Below are 15,348 nucleotides of genomic sequence, written 5' to 3' on the forward strand. Positions count from 1 at the left end.
CCGCCCCTCCCCTAGCGTGATCGCATGAAGCACCTTCTCCGCGTCGCGCTGATCGTCCTGCTCGTCGGCATCGCCACCGTCGTCTATCTCGCCTGGCCCGACACGGCGCGCGTGCCGTTCGACGAGGTGACGGGCAAGCGCCCGAAGATCACCGATCCGCGCGACCAGACGATCCCGACCTTCAAGGTGGCCGACGCGGTGGGCTGGCGAGACGGGCGCACCCCGGTGGCGGCCGCGGGGCTGAAGGTGCAGTCTTTCGCCGCCGGGCTGGACCATCCGCGATGGCTCTATCAGCTCCCCAACGGCGACATCCTCGTCGCGGAAACGAACAGCCCGCCGCGTGACGTCGGCGGCATCCAGGGCATGGTGATGGGGTGGCTGATGGGCAAGGCGGGTGCCGGCGTGCCCTCCGCCGACCGCATCACGCTGCTGCGCGACGCCAATGGCGACGGCGTGGCGGAGGAGCGGCACGTCTTCCTCACCGGCCTCCATTCGCCGACCGGGATGGTGCTGTTCGAGGGCCAATTGTACGTCGCCAACACCGACAGCGTCGTCCGCGTCCCCTATCGCGACGGCGCGACGCAGATCGCCGCCAAGCCGGAACTCGTCGTCAAGCTCAACGGGGGCGGCAACCACTGGGCGCGCACGCTGATCGCGGCGCCGGACGGCCGCACGCTGTTCGTGGGTGTCGGCTCCTCGTCCAACATCGCCGAGAACGGCATGGCCGCGGAGAAATTCCGCGCCAACATCCTGCAGGTCTGGCCGAAGGAAAAGACGTTCCGCATCTATGGCTCCGGCCTGCGCAATCCGCAGGGGATGGCGATCAATCCCGCCAACAATCAGCTGTGGACGGTCGTCAACGAGCGCGACATGCTCGGCAGCGACCTGGCGCCCGACTATCTGACGCAGGTGGAGTTCGGCGACCAGTTCGGTTGGCCCTGGTATTACTGGGGCGGCTATCCGGACCGTCGTGTCGAGCCGGCGAACCCCGACCTGCAGCAATATTCGAAGCGTCCCGATTATGCGCTCGGGCCGCACGTCGCCGCGCTCGGCCTCGCCTTCTCGAACGGCATGAAGCTGGGCGACCGCTTCGCCAACGGTGCGTTCGTCGGCGAGCACGGGTCGTGGAACCGCAAGCCGGTATCGGGCTACAAGGTCGTGTTCGTCCCCTTCGGCGCGCGGGGCTTCCCGGCCGATGCCGCTAAGCCGGTCGACGTTCTGACCGGCTTCCTCGATGCGGACGGCAAGGCGCAGGGGCGTCCCGTCGGCGTGATCGGCGACCGGACGGGCAGCCTGCTGGTCGCTGACGACGTCGGCAACACGATCTGGCGCGTATCGACGAAGTGACGCGAAGGATCACCGCTCTGGCGTGAGCCCGGCGGCAACCCGGCGGCGGACCAATTCGGTCACGGTGCCAAAGACGAGGTGCGACGCCACGCCATAGGCGTGGCTCGACAGCGGTGACCGCCATGGCGCGTCACCCAGCCCGGCCGCGGGGACGGCGGCCTCGTCGAGCACGGTGGCGGTGGTCAGGCCGAAGGCGACGCCATAGCCCTTGGTGACGCGGGGCCGCACCGCGGCCGCCATGCCATAGGCAACGCCCAGCGCGGCGCCGAGCGCGTAATGCACCGCCTGGCCGGCGAGCGGTTTGTCCACGTCCGCAATGTCGTGGCCGATGGTGGCCTTGGCGATCGAGTCGGCGGCCTTCACCGTGGCAGGCTCGCCGTCACCCTGCGAACCGCCGTTTTTGGACAAAGCGGCGATGCCCGCCTGGAACGCATCCATCGCGGCCGACGCGGTCAGTCCGCCGACGAGCCCCGCAAGCGCGCCTCCCAACAGACGGCTGGTGGCGGATTGCTGCTGGTCTCGGGACATGGGGTGGCTCCGTAGCGGTGTACACCCGGGCAACCCTTGTGCGCGGCCGGCGATCCGCCGTGCGGGACCGCCGGCCTCGTCCGTACGGCAGCGAACCGATGTGTCGCCGCCGCGCCTCGATCAGGCCAGCGTCAGCCCGACGTCGACATTGCCGCGGGTCGCGTTCGAATAGGGGCAGATCTGGTGCGCCGCTTCCACGAGCTGCTGCGCCTGCTCCCGGTCGACGCCCGGAAGATCCACGGTGAGATCGGCAGTGATGCCGAAGCCGCCCTCCGCGTTGGGGCCGATACCTACCTTAGCCGTCACCTTGACGTCGTTCGGCACCTTTACCTTCAACTGCTGCCCGGCAACCTTCAGCGCGCCGATGAAGCAGGCCGAATAGCCCGCCGCGAACAGCTGTTCCGGGTTGGTGCCCTCGCCGCCGGCGCCACCCAGTTCCTTCGGCGTCGAGAGCTGGACGTCGACACGGCCGTCGTCGGAGCGTGCATGCCCGTCACGACCGCCCGTGGCCGTCGCGTTGGTGCTGTACAAGACGTTGATCGACATGGACCTTTCCTCTGCAATTTAGTTATCGCGATAATTGAATTAGCCGCTCGCCCATTCATTGTCCAGATAAAAGTTATCGCGAAACATATTTTGTGCTATGCCGCTGCCATGACTGCCGATCCTCCCCCCCTCCCCATCCCCCTCGACGAGCAATTGTGCTTCTCGCTCTACACCGCGACGATCGCGATCAATCGCGCCTACAAGCCCGTGCTCGACCGACTCGGCATCACTTACCCGCAGTTCCTCGTCCTCCAGGCGCTCCACGAGCAGCCCGACCGTACGATCGGCCAGATCGCCGAACGCCTGTCACTCGAGTCGAGCACGATCACGCCACTGATCAAGCGGCTGGAGGCGGCGGGCCTGGTGTCGCGCAGCCGCGACCCGAAGGATGAGCGACAGGTTCGCGTCCGCCTTACCGACCTGGGGGCGGCGCGGTGGCAGGAGACGGGGTGCCTCGGCCCGCTTATCCTGGCGCGAAGCGGCATGGACATGGCGGAAGTTCGCGCGCTCAACGACCGCCTTCACGCGCTCAACGCCGCACTTGCCCTGCCGCCCGGCGATGACGCTGGCTGATCCGCCTGGCGGCCCCGCAGCCGTGCACGGACGGCATGCGGGAACGCGCTGGTAGCGGTGGATCACTCCCCGCCGCCGCAGCGACCGATGCGCTCAGTCCCCCGCCGGCTCATGATAGGGACAGCCGTTGAACCGCGCGCGGAAGTCGGCCGAATGGCGGTAGGTGTCGCGCCGTGCCCGGTTGATGTTGCCGAGCGGGCGATGCGCGGCAAGGCCCGTCCAGACGCTGAACCGCATGCGCTCGTTCACCGTCTCGACGAGCGCCGGGTCCCAGCTGTCCTGTGCCCTCGCCCGCACCGTCGCGACCCGGATGAAAGGCGCCTCCTTCTCATCCCACTCGATCGTGGGGTCCTCGACCGGCTGGCGCTCCAGATCGCGGCACAGCTGGACCCTGAATTCCCATTCGGCCGCCATGCCCAACATCTCGCCTCGCACCTCTTCGCGGATGGCGTCTTCCCGCCCGTCGACCGCGATCGTCTTGCCCGTCAGCGCGACCTGCGCCGGAGCGACGGGAACCAGCGAGAATTTGGCGATATGGTCGCCGTAGCGGAAGGCGGTGGCGCTGTAATAGGTTTCGCCGAGCGGCTCGACGTTCGGTGCGCCGCCCAGCGAATCGACCGCCGGGATTTGCGTGCCGACCGCGTCCAGCATGGTGTGCACGCCGCGCAGCACCGCCGAGATGACCTTCTTGCCACCCTCCATCCGGTCGGTCGTCTTGGCGAGCAGCTTGAGGTTGCCGAGGAACTTGTCGGCGGTCTTGGCCTGGAACACGGGGCCGTTGACCATCACGAAATCCTGCGTCCGCCCTTCGGCAGCCGGAAGCCGCTCGCCGTCGACGTCCAGCACCTTCATCGCGAGGCCGCGCGGCAGGCTGATCGCGTCGAGAAGGATGTCACCGGCATTTGTCGACATGCGGATCAGCACCTTGTGCGTGCCCGGCGTGGCAAAGAGGCCCTGCGCCAGTTCGGGCGGCAGATGATCGTCGATCGTCATCTCGCCCTCGAGGATGCCATGCGATTTCGCATGCACCGAGCGCACCGCATGACCATAATCCTCCGCGGTCCGCTCGAGGATGGTGTCGAACGTCTCGTTCAATTCGCGGTGCGTGTCTCCTTCTGCCGAATCGATGGTTTCGATGGAGTCGGCGTAGCGGACGGCAGCTTGGGGCATATCTCGATTATCCTGAAGAATGCTGGAGCACCCGATAACGAACGAGCCGTCGCATAGGCTGCCGCTTGGGTCTTAAATGGTCGGAAAACGGTTACGCCTACGGCAAAAGATTTGATCTGCATCAATTTCCAAGGTCAATACTGCTGTCCGGGTAAGCTTTGCCGCCGTATTGCCACGCATTAGCAAATTCTTGCGCCGCGGCTCCCCATTCCCAACATTCGGTAGACCGGCGCAGTTTCTGTACGAAACCGTGCAGAACGAGGCCGGACTGGACCAGATGCTGCCGCCTATTCTAGGCACGGAGCGATGAACGCCGACATGACCGATCCACGCTCAGGCCAATTCCGCATTCCCGTCGCAGTCACTGCCGATGGCATCCGCAACACCTTTCTCGCCAGCCTCGACCGCGCCGACTTCGCGGCGTTGGCGCCGCATCTCGAACGCGTACCCTTTGCGATCGGCGACGAATTGGCGACCACCGGCGCACCGATCGACTGCCTGCACTTTCCCGAAGGAGCGGTGGCCGCGATTCTCGACTCCCGGTCGGATGGCCGCCGGCTGGCGGTGGGCCTGGTCGGCCTGGAGGGCTTCACCGGATGGCCGCTTCTTCTCGGCGAGACGCACTGGCCGCATGATGTCGTGATGCGTGCCGAAAGCGGCACCGCGCTGCGCATCGGTTGCGATGCGTTCCTCGCCGCTGTTGCGCAAAGCGAATCCCTTCGCGCCATGCTGTTGCGCTTCGTCGGCGTCATCAACGTCCAGATGGCGAGCACGATCGTCTCATCGCTGGTCCATCCGGTCGAGCGCCGCATGGCGCGGTGGATCCTGCTGTATCACGACCGGATCAGCGGCGAGGACATCTGTCTGACGCATGAGGAATTCCGGCTCATGCTGGGCGTGCGTCGGTCGAGCATTACCGAAGCGCTGCACCGGCTGGAGTCGGAACAGGCGGTGCGGGGCCTGCGCGGCCGGGTCGTCGTGCGCGATCGGACGAAGCTGATGGCCATCGCGGGCGACACCTACGGGCAGCCCGAGCATACCTATGCCCGTCTGATCCTCGGCGGCGCGGATGAGCGACGGTCTCGCGGGGCGCAGCAGAACGGCTGACCCGCGCGTCCCTGCCGGCAGCCTCGGCACCAAAGGCATCCTCCCCCGCAAGAAATCCAGGGAACGTTGCGCGTTGCAACGGAACCTTCCGTGCGCCACGGTCGTTATCATCGATCAGTCGGAGGTGCGCCTTGCCGCGTTAAGGCTGCGTGCCACATGGCCTGCATGTCGGGCCTTGCAGGGGAGCAATGAAATATGTCCTTGGGGGACGAAGCCCAGGTGTCGCGCCGCGGCCTGATCGTCGGCGGCGCGGCGTCTTGCGCATTGGCCGCAGTACCGCAGGCGGAGGCGCAGGCGCCTGCCGGGACGATGCCGTCGACCATGCCGGTGACGCTGACGGTCAACGGCCGCAAGCAGACGTTGGACGTCGACACGCGCACCACGCTGCTCGACGCGCTGCGCGAGCATCTTCATCTGACCGGGACGAAGAAGGGCTGCGATCACGGCCAGTGCGGCGCCTGCACGGTCATCGTCGATGGTAAGCGGATCAACAGCTGTCTGAGCCTCGCGGTCCAGCATCAGGGCGATCGCGTCACGACGATCGAGGGATTGGGGACGCCCGACAAGCTGCATCCGATGCAGGCGGCGTTCGTGAAGCACGACGGCTATCAGTGCGGCTATTGCACGCCGGGCCAGATCTGCTCCGCCGTTGCGGTCCTGGACGAGATCAAGGCAGGCGTGCCCAGCCATGTGCAGGCCGACATCACCACAAGGCCCCAGGCGACGAACATCGAGATGCGGGAACGGATGAGCGGCAACATCTGCCGCTGCGGCGCCTATTCCAACATTGCCGAGGCTATGGCCGACGTAGCGGGAGGACGCGCATGAAGCCCTTCACCTATACGCGCGCCAAGACACCGGCGGAGGCGGCCGCCGCCGTCGCGTCGACGCCCAACGCCAAGTTTCTCGCCGGCGGCACCAACCTGCTCGACCTGATGAAGCTGGAGATCGAGACCCCCGCACATCTGGTCGATGTGCAGGACCTGAAGCTCGACCGCATCGAGCCAACCGACGACGGCGGCATCAGGATCGGCGCGCTGGTCAGCAACACCGCGCTTGCCAGCGACCCGCGCGTTCGCCGCGACTATGGCGTGCTGACGCGCGCGATCGTCGCGGGCGCGAGCGGGCAGTTGCGCAACAAGGCGACGACCGCCGGCAACCTGCTGCAACGGACGCGGTGTCCCTATTTCTACGACACCAATCAGGCGTGCAACAAGCGGCGGCCGGGCTCGGGCTGTGCCGCGATCGGCGGCTATTCCCGCCAGCTGGCGGTGATCGGCACCTCGGATGCCTGCATCGCCACCTATCCCGGCGACATGGCGGTCGCGATGCGTGTGCTCGATGCGACGGTGGAGACGATCGACCCCGCCGGACAGACCCGGCGCATCGCGTTCGGCGATTTTCATCGGCTGCCGGGGGATTCGCCGCACATCGACACGAATCTAAAACCCGGCGAGCTCATCACCGCGGTGACGCTGCCCAAGCCGCTCGGCGGCACGCATATCTACCGGAAGGTGCGCGACCGCGCCTCCTACGCCTTCGCCCTCGTGTCGGTCGCCGCGGTGATCCAGCGCGACGGTTCCGGTCGTGCCGCGATCGGCGGCATCGCGCCGCGTCCATGGCGCGACGAGGCGGCCGAGGCGGCGATGCCGCAAGGGGCAAAGGCCGTCACCGACCGGCTGCTCGCCGGTGCGCGCCCGACCCGCGACAACGCCTTCAAGGTCCCGCTGGTCGAGCGGACGCTCGCCGCCGCGATCCATGATGCGAAGACGATGACCCAAACGCCTGGTACGCAGGAGCGCGGCGCATGAAGTTCGACACGCCAGCAGGCACCAATCCGATCGACCGGATGCAGGTCGTCGGCAAGCCGACCGACCGGATCGACGGCAAGTACAAGACGACGGGCACCGCCCCCTATGCCTATGAACAGAACCGGGCGGCGCCGAACGCGGCCTATGGCTATGTCGTCGGCGCGGGCATCGCCAAGGGGCGCATCGCCGGGATCGACCTTTCCGCGGCCAAGGCGGCGCCAGGCGTCCTCGCCATCGTCACGGCGGACAATGCCGGCAAGCTGACCAAGGGCAATTTCAACACCGCCAACCTGTTGGGCGGCCCTGCGATCGAACATTACCATCAGGCGGTCGCCGTCGTCGTCGCCGAGACGTTCGAACAGGCCCGCGCCGCCGCCGCGCTCGTGCGGATCGACTATGCCCGTACCAAGGGTCGCTTCGACCTGGCTGCCGAGCTCGATCATGCGCCGCTGAAGGGCGACGACAGCGGCGAGGGGTCGAAGGCGCCGCCGGTCGACCGGGTCGGCGATTTCGAGAAGGCCTTTGCCGCGGCGCCGGTGACGCTCGACGCGCGCTACACCACGCCGGACCAGAGCCATGCGATGATGGAGCCGCACGCCTCAATCGCGGCGTGGCAGGGCGACGAGCTGACCATCTGGACGTCGAACCAGATGATCAACTGGGGCAAGGGCGACGTCGCGCGCACGCTCGGCATCCCCAAGGAGAAGGTGCGGCTGATCTCGCCCTATGTCGGCGGCGGCTTTGGCGGCAAGCTGTTCGTCCGCTCCGATGCGATCATGGCGGCGCTGGGCGCGCGCGCGGCGGGGCGACCGGTCAAGGTAGCGCTGCAGCGCCCGCTGATCGCCAACAACACGACGCACCGCCCGGCGACGATCCAGCGCATCCGCATCGGCTGCCAGAAGGATGGGCGCATCACCGCGATCGCGCACGAGAGCGGATCGGGCGACCTGCCCGGCGGCGGTCCCGAGACGGCGGTGTCGCAGACCAAGCTGCTCTACGCCGGGGCGAACCGGCTGACGGCGATGCGGCTCGCGGTGCTCGATCTGCCGGAAGGCAATGCGATGCGCGCACCGGGCGAGGCACCCGGACTGATGGCACTCGAGATCGCGATGGACGAGATGGCGGAGAAGCTGGGCATGGACCCGGTGGAATTCCGCATAGTCAACGACACGCAGGTCGACCCGGCCAAGCCCGAACGCAAATTCTCGCAGCGCGACCTCGTCGGCTGCCTGCGTCAGGGCGCCGATCGTTTCGGCTGGTCACGGCGCAACCCGAAGCCAGGCACGACGCGCGACGGCCAATGGCTGGTCGGCATGGGTGTCGCCGCCGGCTTCCGCAACAACATGACGATGAAGTCCGCCGCGCGCGTCGGCATCGATCGCAAGGGCGTCGTCACCGTCGCCACCGACATGACCGACATCGGTACCGGCAGCTACACGATCATCGCGCAGACGGCCGCGGAGATGCTGGGCGTGCCGCTGGACAAGGTCGTCGTGCTGCTCGGCGATTCGTCCTTCCCTGTCTCGTCCGGGTCGGGCGGCCAGTGGGGCGGCAACAGTTCGACCGCGGGCGTCTACGCCGCCTGCGCTAAGCTGCGCGAGACGATCGCCCAGAAGCTCGGCTTCAATTCGGCCGACGTGACGTTCGAGGGCGGCAAGGTCCGTGCGGGCAACCGCAGCGTCAGCCTTGCCGAGGCGGCGGGGGATGCCGGCCTGTCGGCCGAGGAGATGCTGGAATACGGCGATCTCGCGAAGAAGTATCAGCAATCGACGTTCGCCGGCCATTTCGTCGAAGTCGGGGTCGACGCCTGGACGGGCGAGGTGCGCGTGCGCCGCATGCTCGCGGTTTGCGCCGCGGGCCGCATCCTCAATCCCCTTACCGCGCGCAGCCAGGTGATCGGCGCGATGACGATGGGCGTCGGCGCGGCGTTGATGGAGGAACTGGCGGTCGACAAGCGCTTCGGCTTCTTCGTCAACCACGATCTGGCCGGCTATGAGGTGCCGGTCCACGCCGACATCCCACACCAGGAGGTCGTCTTCCTCGAGGAGGCCGATCCGATGTCGTCGCCGATGAAGGCGAAGGGCGTCGGCGAGCTAGGCCTGTGCGGCGTCGGCGCGGCGATCGCCAACGCGATCTACAACGCCACCGGCGTGCGCGTGCGCGATTATCCGATCACGCTGGACAAGCATCTGGAGAAGTTGCCGCACGTGGCATGACGCAACGCCGGGCCCGCGCATCCGCGCGCAGGCCCGGCATCATCGCGAACCGGGAGAGGAAACCGCCCTCCCCCGCCCGGATCAGCGCAGGTCCAGCATCACCACCGACTTCGGCGGCAGGATCACCGACAGCGTCCCCGCCGACAGCGTCGCGCCGGTGAAGGCCGCGGGCTTGACGGCATCCGGCGCATCGAAGGTGTTGTGCGCGTCCATCGCCGGCGCGGTCAGGATGCGACCCGACACGCTGCCGCCGGTGATGCCGTCCAGCCTGACGCTGACCGTCGCCGGACGGTTCGGGTCGACGTTGGTCAGCCCCATGTGCACGACGCCGTCCGTTCCGCGCACCGCGCTGGCGCTGACCGCCTTTAACGTCCACTCGTTCTTGTTGTACCAGTGCGACTGGACGTCGACGGGCAGGACGGTGCCGTCCTGATAGTCCTTGTACATGTCGAAGACCCAATAGGTCGGCGTCTTCACCATGCGATTGCCGTCGGTGAGCAGCATCGCCTGCAGCACGTTGACCATCTGCGCGATGTTGGCGCCGCGCAGCCGATCCGTGTGCCGCGCGAAGATGTCGAAGTTCAGGCTGGTGACCAGCGCGTCGCGCAGCGAATTCTGCTGATAGAGGAAACCGGGGTTGGTACCCGGCTCGACATCGTACCACGTGCCCCATTCGTCGACGAGCAGCGCGACCCGCTTGGCGGGATCATATTTGTCCATGATCGCGGCATGGCGCGTGACGATGTCGTCCATCCGCACGGTCTTGGCGAGCGTCCGGGCCCAGCCGTCCTCGTCGAAACCGGTCGCCGCACCCTTGTGCGCCCATTCCACCGGGATGGTATAGTAATGGACGCCGATGCCGTCGAACGCGTCGCGTGCGTCGCGCATCATCACGTCGGTCCAGGTGTAATCCTCCGAATTCGCGCCGCTGGCGATCTTCATCACCCTTTGGCCTTCGGGCATCTTGATGAACGTCGAATAGCGTCGCGTCACGTCGGCGGCATATTCGGGCTTCATGTTGCCGCCGCAGCCCCACAATTCGTTGCCGAGGCCGAACATGCCGAGCTTCCAGGGCGCCTTCCGGCCGTTGGCGGCCCGCTCCTTGGCCAGGCTCGAGCCCGTCGGCGAGGTCATGTACTCGACCCATTCCGCCATCTCGTACGGCGGCGCGGACCCGACATTGCCGGAGACATAGGGCTCCGCCCCCACCATCTCCGCGTAGTTCATGAACTCGGTGGTGCCGAAGCTGTTGTCCTCCGTCACCCCGCCCCAGTTGGTGTTGATCTTCACCTTGCGCTTCGCCTGCGGTCCGATCCCCTCCCGCCAGTGATATTCGTCCGCGAAACAGCCGCCCGGCCAGCGGATGACGGGCACGCGGATCGCCTTGAGCGCGTCGATGACGTCGCGCCGATAGCCGTCGATGTTGGGGACCTTGCTGCCCTTGCCCACCCAGACGCCGCGGTAGATGCCGCTGCCCAGATGTTCGGCGAACTGGCCGAAGAGCCGCTTGTCGAATTTCGGCGCCGGGCGGTCGCCATGGACGACGACGCTATCGGGCGCACCCTCCGCCGGCGCGGACGTGCTTTGCGCCAGCGAGGGGGACGCGAGGACGAGCGCGAGCGCGCTCAGCAGGATACGCATGGGGCGGTTCTCCGTCATGCGGGCGCAGGCCCGCGCCAGTGGGTGGAATTCGGGTCGCGTCGGATCGGATTCGGAATGTGCGGCGAATGCAAGGCATGCCGGCCGCGGCGACGCCGCGGCGCGCATCGGGCTCGGATCGCGAAACCTCGGCTTTTCGCTCGCCATGGCGACGCGCCCCTCCCTCTTCTTCGACGCATCTTGTCGGACAATAGAAGGCAAAGTCAAGCGGGGCTTTTCACGACAGGCTTCGCGACGAAGCGCTTGCCGCAGGCGCCGGACGCCGCCTAGGATCGATGCTCGGGAGGATCAGCGCGGCGATGGAAGACGGACTCAGGCGGCAACCCGCCCATACGCTGCTGGCGCACCGCCTGGGCGTGGCGATCGCGACGGGCCGCCATGCACCGGGATCGGTGCTGCCCGGCGAGCTTGAACTGGCCGAACAATTCGGGTTGTCGCGCAGCGTCGTGCGCGAATCGCTGCGCATGCTCGCTGCCAAGGGGCTGGTCGAGAGTCGTCCGAAAGCGGGTACGCGCGTGCGGGACCGCAGCCGCTGGGCGATGCTCGACCCCGACCTGCTCGCCTGGATGTTCGAAGGTTCGCCGCCGCTGGATTTCGTCCGCAGCCTGTTCGAACTGCGCATGATCGTCGAGCCCGCGGCGGCCGAATTCGCGGCTGAGCGCCGCGATGCCCGTCACTTGTCGCGCATGGGCCATGCACTCGAATCGATGGGTACGCATGGCCTTGCGACGACCGAGGGGCAGACCGCGGATCAGCTCTTCCATGCTGTGATCCTGGAAGCGGCCGGGAACGAGTTGCTCGCAAGCCTCTCGGGCAGCATCACCTCCGCGGTGCGCTGGACGACCTTCTTCAAATACAAGCAGAACCGCCAGCCCCGCGATCCCATGCCGCAACACCGCATCTTGTTCGAAGCGATCGCGAATGCCGATCCGGTAAGCGCGCGCGAAGCGACGGTGGAGCTGTTGCGCCAGGCGCAGCAGGATACGGAGATCGCGCTGGAGGGGTGACCGCTACGCGAGGCACCGCGCGCCAGGCAACGCAGCCGCCGCTGCGGCCGAAGCCTTTATGCCAAGATGTCGGGTTCAGGGACGAAATGGTGGAGCCGAGGGGGATCGAACCCCTGACCTTCGCAATGCCATTGCGACGCTCTCCCAGCTGAGCTACGGCCCCATCCGTCCGGGAGGCGCCCCACTAGCGGGGGCGCCGGAGTATGGCAAGCGGTGTTTTCACCGCCGGCCACACCTTTTTTCGCGTGGTTGCTTCCCGCCGCGCACGTGGCGCGACGGGACGCGCATCAATGCTCGTCGTCCTCGTTGGACGTCTCGACGCCCAGATCGTCGTCGCCGCCCAGATCGACCTCGTCGTCCGCCGACGGCTCCTCGTCCTCGGCGCCCAGCGCCTCCAGATCCTCGTCGCCGCCCTCCAGATCGGAATCGGCCTCCTTGCCTTCCGGCTTGACCTGCTCGAACGGCAGCGGCTGCTTGGACTTGAGGATCGGTTCCGGCACCCACTGCGTATTGCAGTTGATGCAGGTCACGGGATCGTCCTTTTCGAGGTCGTAGAAGCGCGTGGCGCATTTCGGGCACGTACGCTTCGTGCCCCATTCCGGCTTGATCATGCCGCCAGTGTGCCTTTCGGAAAAATGGGTCGTCGCGGCCGAAGGTGGCCCCCTCGCCCGTTTCGTGGCCAGTTACTTTGGGGGCGCCTTGCCATAGCGCAAGGGGACTGTCAAAGCCCGCGGCCAGCCATGTCGAACGCCCCCGCCCGCCCCCTTTCGATCGCCGCGACCGGACCGTTGCGCGGCTCCGTCACCGTGCCCGGGGACAAATCGATCAGCCATCGGTCGCTGATGTTCGCCGGCCTCGCCGTCGGCGAAAGCCGCATCCGGGGGCTGCTGGAGGGCGAGGACGTGCTCGCCACCGCCGGTGCAATGCGCGCGATGGGCGCCGACATCGCGCGCGGCGACGACGGGACGTGGACGGTGCATGGCGTCGGCGTCGGCGGCCTGCTGCAGCCACAGATCGCCCTCGACATGGGCAATTCCGGCACGTCCACGCGGCTGCTGATGGGACTGGTCGCCAGTCATCCGATTACCGCGACCTTCGTCGGCGACGCCAGCCTGTCGAAGCGTCCGATGGCGCGCGTCACCGAGCCGCTGGCCAGGATGGGCGCCGACTTCACCACCAGCCCTGGGGATCGCCTGCCCCTGACGATGCGCGGCCTGTGCCCGGCAGTGCCGATCACCTACGCGCTGCCCGTCGCCTCCGCGCAGGTCAAATCGGCGGTTCTGCTCGCCGGCCTCAACACGCCCGGCATCACCCGCGTGATCGAACCGGTGCCGACGCGCGACCATAGCGAGCGCATGCTGCGCGGCTTCGGCGCCGAACTGACGGTCGAGGAGACGCCCGAGGGGCGGCTGATATCGATCACCGGCGAGGCGGAACTGAAGCCGCAGGACATCGAGGTGCCCGGCGACCCCTCGTCGGCGGGCTTCTGGATGGTCGCGGCTTCGGTCGTCCCCGGGTCCGACGTGACGATCCGCAACGTGCTGATGAATCCGACACGGACCGGCCTCGTCACCGCGCTGCGCATGATGGGCGCGTCGATCGACGCCGTCGATGCGCGCGACGTCGGCGGAGAGGCGGTCGCCGACCTGCGCGTCCGCCATGCGCCGCTTTCCGCGATCGACGTGCCGGCGGAACTCGCCCCCAGCATGATCGACGAATATCCGATATTGTTCGTTGCCGCCGCCTTCGCCAAGGGGACGACGGTGGCGCGCGGCGCCCATGAACTGCGCGTCAAGGAGTCGGACCGGATCGCGGCGATGGCGGCGGCGCTCGGGCTGGCGGGCGTGACGGTCACCGAGCATGAGGACGGCCTGTCGATCGAAGGACGCGACGGCGAGCCCCTGAAGGGCACCGGCGGCGCGCGGATCGCGTCGCTGCTCGACCATCGGATCGCGATGAGCATGGCGGTCGCGGGCATGCACAGCAATGGCGACGTCCTGATCGACGACGCCGCGCCGATCGCCACCAGCTATCCGTTTTTCGTCGACACGGCGTCGCGCCTGGGCGCCGCGCCGCGGTGGATCAACCGATGATCATCGCAGTCGACGGTCCCGCCGCGAGCGGCAAGGGCACGATCGCCAAGGCGCTCGCGCGGCACTACAAGCTGCCGCATCTCGACACCGGCCTGCTCTATCGCGCGGTCGCGCTGACGGTGCGACGGCTCGACCTCGATGCGGAAAAGGAGGCGGACGCGGTCGCCGCCTGCGGCTTCGACGATCTGACGCTGGCCGATCCGGCGCTGCGGACCGACGAGATCGGCCAGCTCGCCTCCGTCGTCTCCGCGCATCCATTGGTGCGCGCGGCGCTGCTCCAGCGACAGAAACGGTTCGCGCACCAGGAAGGCGGCGCGGTGCTCGACGGACGCGACATCGGCACCGTGATCGCGCCGGATGCGACCGCCAAATTGTTCGTCAAGGCAACCCCGCAGGTGCGCGCGCAACGGCGCCATGCGGAACTGAAGATGCACGGATCGACGGTCAGCTTCGACAAGGTGCTCGCCGACATCCGCGCGCGCGACGCGCGCGACAGCGGACGGTCTGCAGCGCCGCTGGTCCAGGCGCCGGATGCGGTGACGCTCGACACCAGCTTCCTGTCGATCGAAGCGAGCGTGCAGCGGGCCGTCGAAATCGTCGAGACCGCCCGGGCAGGCTAGTCGGTCGCCCAGTCGCTCCGGCTGTGAGAGATGCGCAAGATCGTAATGGCATCCTCCTCATCGACGTCATATACGATGAGATGTGCGCCCATCGGATGCGCGCGCACCGGGGGCGTCAACTCCACCCGCAGGCGCGCGGCACGGGGATGATTAGCCAGGAACAAGAAACATTGCCGTAATCGTTGCGCATAGCGCTCAGCCTGATCCTGCCCGTAATGCTCGAAACCGTAGCGGTAGATCGCGATAAAGTCCTCTTCCGCTTCGCCAGAGAGCCTATAAAACATGGACACCGGCTCGCCGCCGCGCTTCTGCCAGAAGCTCCTCCGGCGTCAGCGTCGAAATCCCGCTCGCTCGCGCCTCGTCGACCATTTTCTGCATCGCGGCGATCTTCTCCGCCCGCACCTGTTCGCGGCGGATGAGGTCGCGCACCACGTCGCTGGAATTGGCGTAGCGGCCGGTCTGGGCCTGGGCCTCGACCCATTCCTTCATGGCGTCGGGCAGCGAAATGTTCATGGTAGCCATGCCGCAGATCGTGGGATCCATGGCAAGGATTGTCAACTTGCTTTCTCCGCCCTTTGGCGTTACCGCTGCATCGTCCGCCGGACCTATGGTTTGCGGAAGGTGTCGGCGCGTGTGGCATGTCCCCCGCGCCTTTTCGCATATCGGCGATC

16 protein-coding genes and 1 tRNA gene are annotated in these 15,348 nt (G+C 67.3%); 9 read left to right on the forward strand and 8 right to left on the reverse strand.

The annotated features are described in order from the left end of the window. Positions 1-24 precede the first annotated feature (24 nt). Positions 25-1,347 carry a sorbosone dehydrogenase family protein gene (locus tag RF701_RS07740; RefSeq protein WP_308814604.1) on the forward strand — a complete coding sequence of 441 codons (1,323 nt, stop codon included), beginning with the start codon at positions 25-27 and terminating at the stop codon, positions 1,345-1,347. Positions 1,348-1,356: 9 nt separating this feature from the next. On the opposite strand, the gene RF701_RS07745 is transcribed toward RF701_RS07740, so the two are convergent. Both RF701_RS07745 and RF701_RS07750 read right to left on the reverse strand, forming a co-directional pair. Beyond that, positions 1,357-1,875, reverse strand: coding sequence for a DUF1440 domain-containing protein (locus tag RF701_RS07745; protein WP_308814605.1), 519 nt, complete (start codon positions 1,873-1,875; stop codon positions 1,357-1,359). A gap of 120 nt (positions 1,876-1,995) precedes the next feature. Then, entirely contained in the window at positions 1,996-2,421 is a 426-nt protein-coding gene (locus RF701_RS07750) for an organic hydroperoxide resistance protein (RefSeq protein WP_210358228.1), read from the reverse strand. A gap of 108 nt (positions 2,422-2,529) precedes the next feature. On the opposite strand from RF701_RS07750, the gene RF701_RS07755 reads away from it, so the two are divergent. Beyond that, positions 2,530-2,994, forward strand: coding sequence for a MarR family transcriptional regulator (locus tag RF701_RS07755; RefSeq protein WP_308814606.1), 465 nt, complete (start codon positions 2,530-2,532; stop codon positions 2,992-2,994). Positions 2,995-3,087: 93 nt separating this feature from the next. Here the strand turns inward: RF701_RS07755 and RF701_RS07760 are convergent, their stop codons facing one another. Further along, positions 3,088-4,164, reverse strand: coding sequence for a catalase family protein (locus RF701_RS07760; protein ID WP_308814607.1), 1,077 nt, complete (start codon positions 4,162-4,164; stop codon positions 3,088-3,090). A gap of 318 nt (positions 4,165-4,482) precedes the next feature. Here RF701_RS07760 and RF701_RS07765 point away from each other — a divergent pair, with 318 nt between their 5' ends. The 4 genes from RF701_RS07765 (at position 4,483) to paoC (ending at position 9,298) form a co-directional block, all read left to right on the forward strand. Then, entirely contained in the window at positions 4,483-5,271 is a 789-nt protein-coding gene (locus RF701_RS07765; protein ID WP_210358231.1) for a Crp/Fnr family transcriptional regulator, read from the forward strand. A gap of 195 nt (positions 5,272-5,466) precedes the next feature. Next, positions 5,467-6,099, forward strand: a complete 633-nt coding sequence (gene paoA / locus RF701_RS07770; protein WP_210358232.1) for an aldehyde dehydrogenase iron-sulfur subunit PaoA — start codon at positions 5,467-5,469, stop codon at positions 6,097-6,099. Continuing rightward, the gene (locus RF701_RS07775) at positions 6,096-7,082 is read left to right on the forward strand and encodes a xanthine dehydrogenase family protein subunit M (RefSeq protein WP_203310341.1); all 987 of its coding nucleotides are present in this window, start codon (positions 6,096-6,098) and stop codon (positions 7,080-7,082) included. The genes paoA and RF701_RS07775 overlap by 4 nt, the downstream gene beginning before the upstream one ends. Then, positions 7,079-9,298, forward strand: coding sequence for an aldehyde oxidoreductase molybdenum-binding subunit PaoC (gene paoC, locus RF701_RS07780; RefSeq protein WP_308814608.1), 2,220 nt, complete (start codon positions 7,079-7,081; stop codon positions 9,296-9,298). The genes RF701_RS07775 and paoC overlap by 4 nt, the downstream gene beginning before the upstream one ends. Before the next feature lie 81 nt (positions 9,299-9,379). On the opposite strand, the gene RF701_RS07785 is transcribed toward paoC, so the two are convergent. Further along, positions 9,380-10,939 carry an alpha-L-arabinofuranosidase C-terminal domain-containing protein gene (locus tag RF701_RS07785; protein ID WP_308814609.1) on the reverse strand — a complete coding sequence of 520 codons (1,560 nt, stop codon included), beginning with the start codon at positions 10,937-10,939 and terminating at the stop codon, positions 9,380-9,382. Positions 10,940-11,256: 317 nt separating this feature from the next. On the opposite strand from RF701_RS07785, the gene RF701_RS07790 reads away from it, so the two are divergent. Next, a complete protein-coding gene (locus tag RF701_RS07790) occupies positions 11,257-11,964 on the forward strand; it encodes a FadR/GntR family transcriptional regulator (protein ID WP_210358313.1) in 708 nt (235 codons plus the stop codon). Positions 11,965-12,051: 87 nt separating this feature from the next. Here the strand turns inward: RF701_RS07790 and RF701_RS07795 are convergent. Continuing rightward, positions 12,052-12,127 (reverse strand) — tRNA-Ala (locus tag RF701_RS07795). Between the two features lie 124 nt (positions 12,128-12,251). Then, a complete protein-coding gene (locus RF701_RS07800; protein ID WP_308814610.1) occupies positions 12,252-12,575 on the reverse strand; it encodes a TIGR02300 family protein in 324 nt (107 codons plus the stop codon). A gap of 129 nt (positions 12,576-12,704) precedes the next feature. Here RF701_RS07800 and aroA point away from each other — a divergent pair, with 129 nt between their 5' ends. Continuing rightward, the gene (gene aroA / locus RF701_RS07805; protein ID WP_308814611.1) at positions 12,705-14,057 is read left to right on the forward strand and encodes a 3-phosphoshikimate 1-carboxyvinyltransferase; all 1,353 of its coding nucleotides are present in this window, start codon (positions 12,705-12,707) and stop codon (positions 14,055-14,057) included. After that, the gene (cmk, locus tag RF701_RS07810; protein WP_287978015.1) at positions 14,054-14,677 is read left to right on the forward strand and encodes a (d)CMP kinase; all 624 of its coding nucleotides are present in this window, start codon (positions 14,054-14,056) and stop codon (positions 14,675-14,677) included. The genes aroA and cmk overlap by 4 nt, the downstream gene beginning before the upstream one ends. On the opposite strand, the gene RF701_RS07815 is transcribed toward cmk, so the two are convergent. Together RF701_RS07815 and RF701_RS07820 are read right to left on the reverse strand one after the other, a co-directional pair. Next, entirely contained in the window at positions 14,674-14,961 is a 288-nt protein-coding gene (locus tag RF701_RS07815) for a type II toxin-antitoxin system RelE/ParE family toxin (protein WP_210359312.1), read from the reverse strand. The genes cmk and RF701_RS07815 overlap by 4 nt on opposite strands. Then, positions 14,951-15,220, reverse strand: a complete 270-nt coding sequence (locus RF701_RS07820) for a type II toxin-antitoxin system ParD family antitoxin (protein ID WP_308814613.1) — start codon at positions 15,218-15,220, stop codon at positions 14,951-14,953. The genes RF701_RS07815 and RF701_RS07820 overlap by 11 nt, the downstream gene beginning before the upstream one ends. Between the last annotated feature and the right edge of the window lie 128 nt (positions 15,221-15,348).

The organism is Sphingomonas sp. GV3, assembly GCF_031082075.1.
GTDB classification, from domain to species: domain Bacteria; phylum Pseudomonadota; class Alphaproteobacteria; order Sphingomonadales; family Sphingomonadaceae; genus Sphingomonas; species Sphingomonas beigongshangi.

Bases quoted from the DNA above. Each gene is read 5' to 3' on its own strand.
- RF701_RS07740 (WP_308814604.1), top strand. From the start codon at position 25: ATGAAGCACCTTCTCCGCGTCGCGCTGATCGTCCTGCTCGTCGGCATC.
- RF701_RS07745 (WP_308814605.1), bottom strand. From the start codon at position 1,875: ATGTCCCGAGACCAGCAGCAATCCGCCACCAGCCGTCTGTTGGGAGGC.
- RF701_RS07750 (WP_210358228.1), bottom strand. From the start codon at position 2,421: ATGTCGATCAACGTCTTGTACAGCACCAACGCGACGGCCACGGGCGGT.
- RF701_RS07755 (WP_308814606.1), top strand. From the start codon at position 2,530: ATGACTGCCGATCCTCCCCCCCTCCCCATCCCCCTCGACGAGCAATTG.
- RF701_RS07760 (WP_308814607.1), bottom strand. From the start codon at position 4,164: ATGCCCCAAGCTGCCGTCCGCTACGCCGACTCCATCGAAACCATCGAT.
- RF701_RS07765 (WP_210358231.1), top strand. From the start codon at position 4,483: ATGACCGATCCACGCTCAGGCCAATTCCGCATTCCCGTCGCAGTCACT.
- paoA (WP_210358232.1), top strand. From the start codon at position 5,467: ATGTCCTTGGGGGACGAAGCCCAGGTGTCGCGCCGCGGCCTGATCGTC.
- RF701_RS07775 (WP_203310341.1), top strand. From the start codon at position 6,096: ATGAAGCCCTTCACCTATACGCGCGCCAAGACACCGGCGGAGGCGGCC.
- paoC (WP_308814608.1), top strand. From the start codon at position 7,079: ATGAAGTTCGACACGCCAGCAGGCACCAATCCGATCGACCGGATGCAG.
- RF701_RS07785 (WP_308814609.1), bottom strand. From the start codon at position 10,939: ATGCGTATCCTGCTGAGCGCGCTCGCGCTCGTCCTCGCGTCCCCCTCG.
- RF701_RS07790 (WP_210358313.1), top strand. From the start codon at position 11,257: ATGGAAGACGGACTCAGGCGGCAACCCGCCCATACGCTGCTGGCGCAC.
- RF701_RS07800 (WP_308814610.1), bottom strand. From the start codon at position 12,575: ATGATCAAGCCGGAATGGGGCACGAAGCGTACGTGCCCGAAATGCGCC.
- aroA (WP_308814611.1), top strand. From the start codon at position 12,705: ATGTCGAACGCCCCCGCCCGCCCCCTTTCGATCGCCGCGACCGGACCG.
- cmk (WP_287978015.1), top strand. From the start codon at position 14,054: ATGATCATCGCAGTCGACGGTCCCGCCGCGAGCGGCAAGGGCACGATC.
- RF701_RS07815 (WP_210359312.1), bottom strand. From the start codon at position 14,961: ATGTTTTATAGGCTCTCTGGCGAAGCGGAAGAGGACTTTATCGCGATC.
- RF701_RS07820 (WP_308814613.1), bottom strand. From the start codon at position 15,220: ATGGATCCCACGATCTGCGGCATGGCTACCATGAACATTTCGCTGCCC.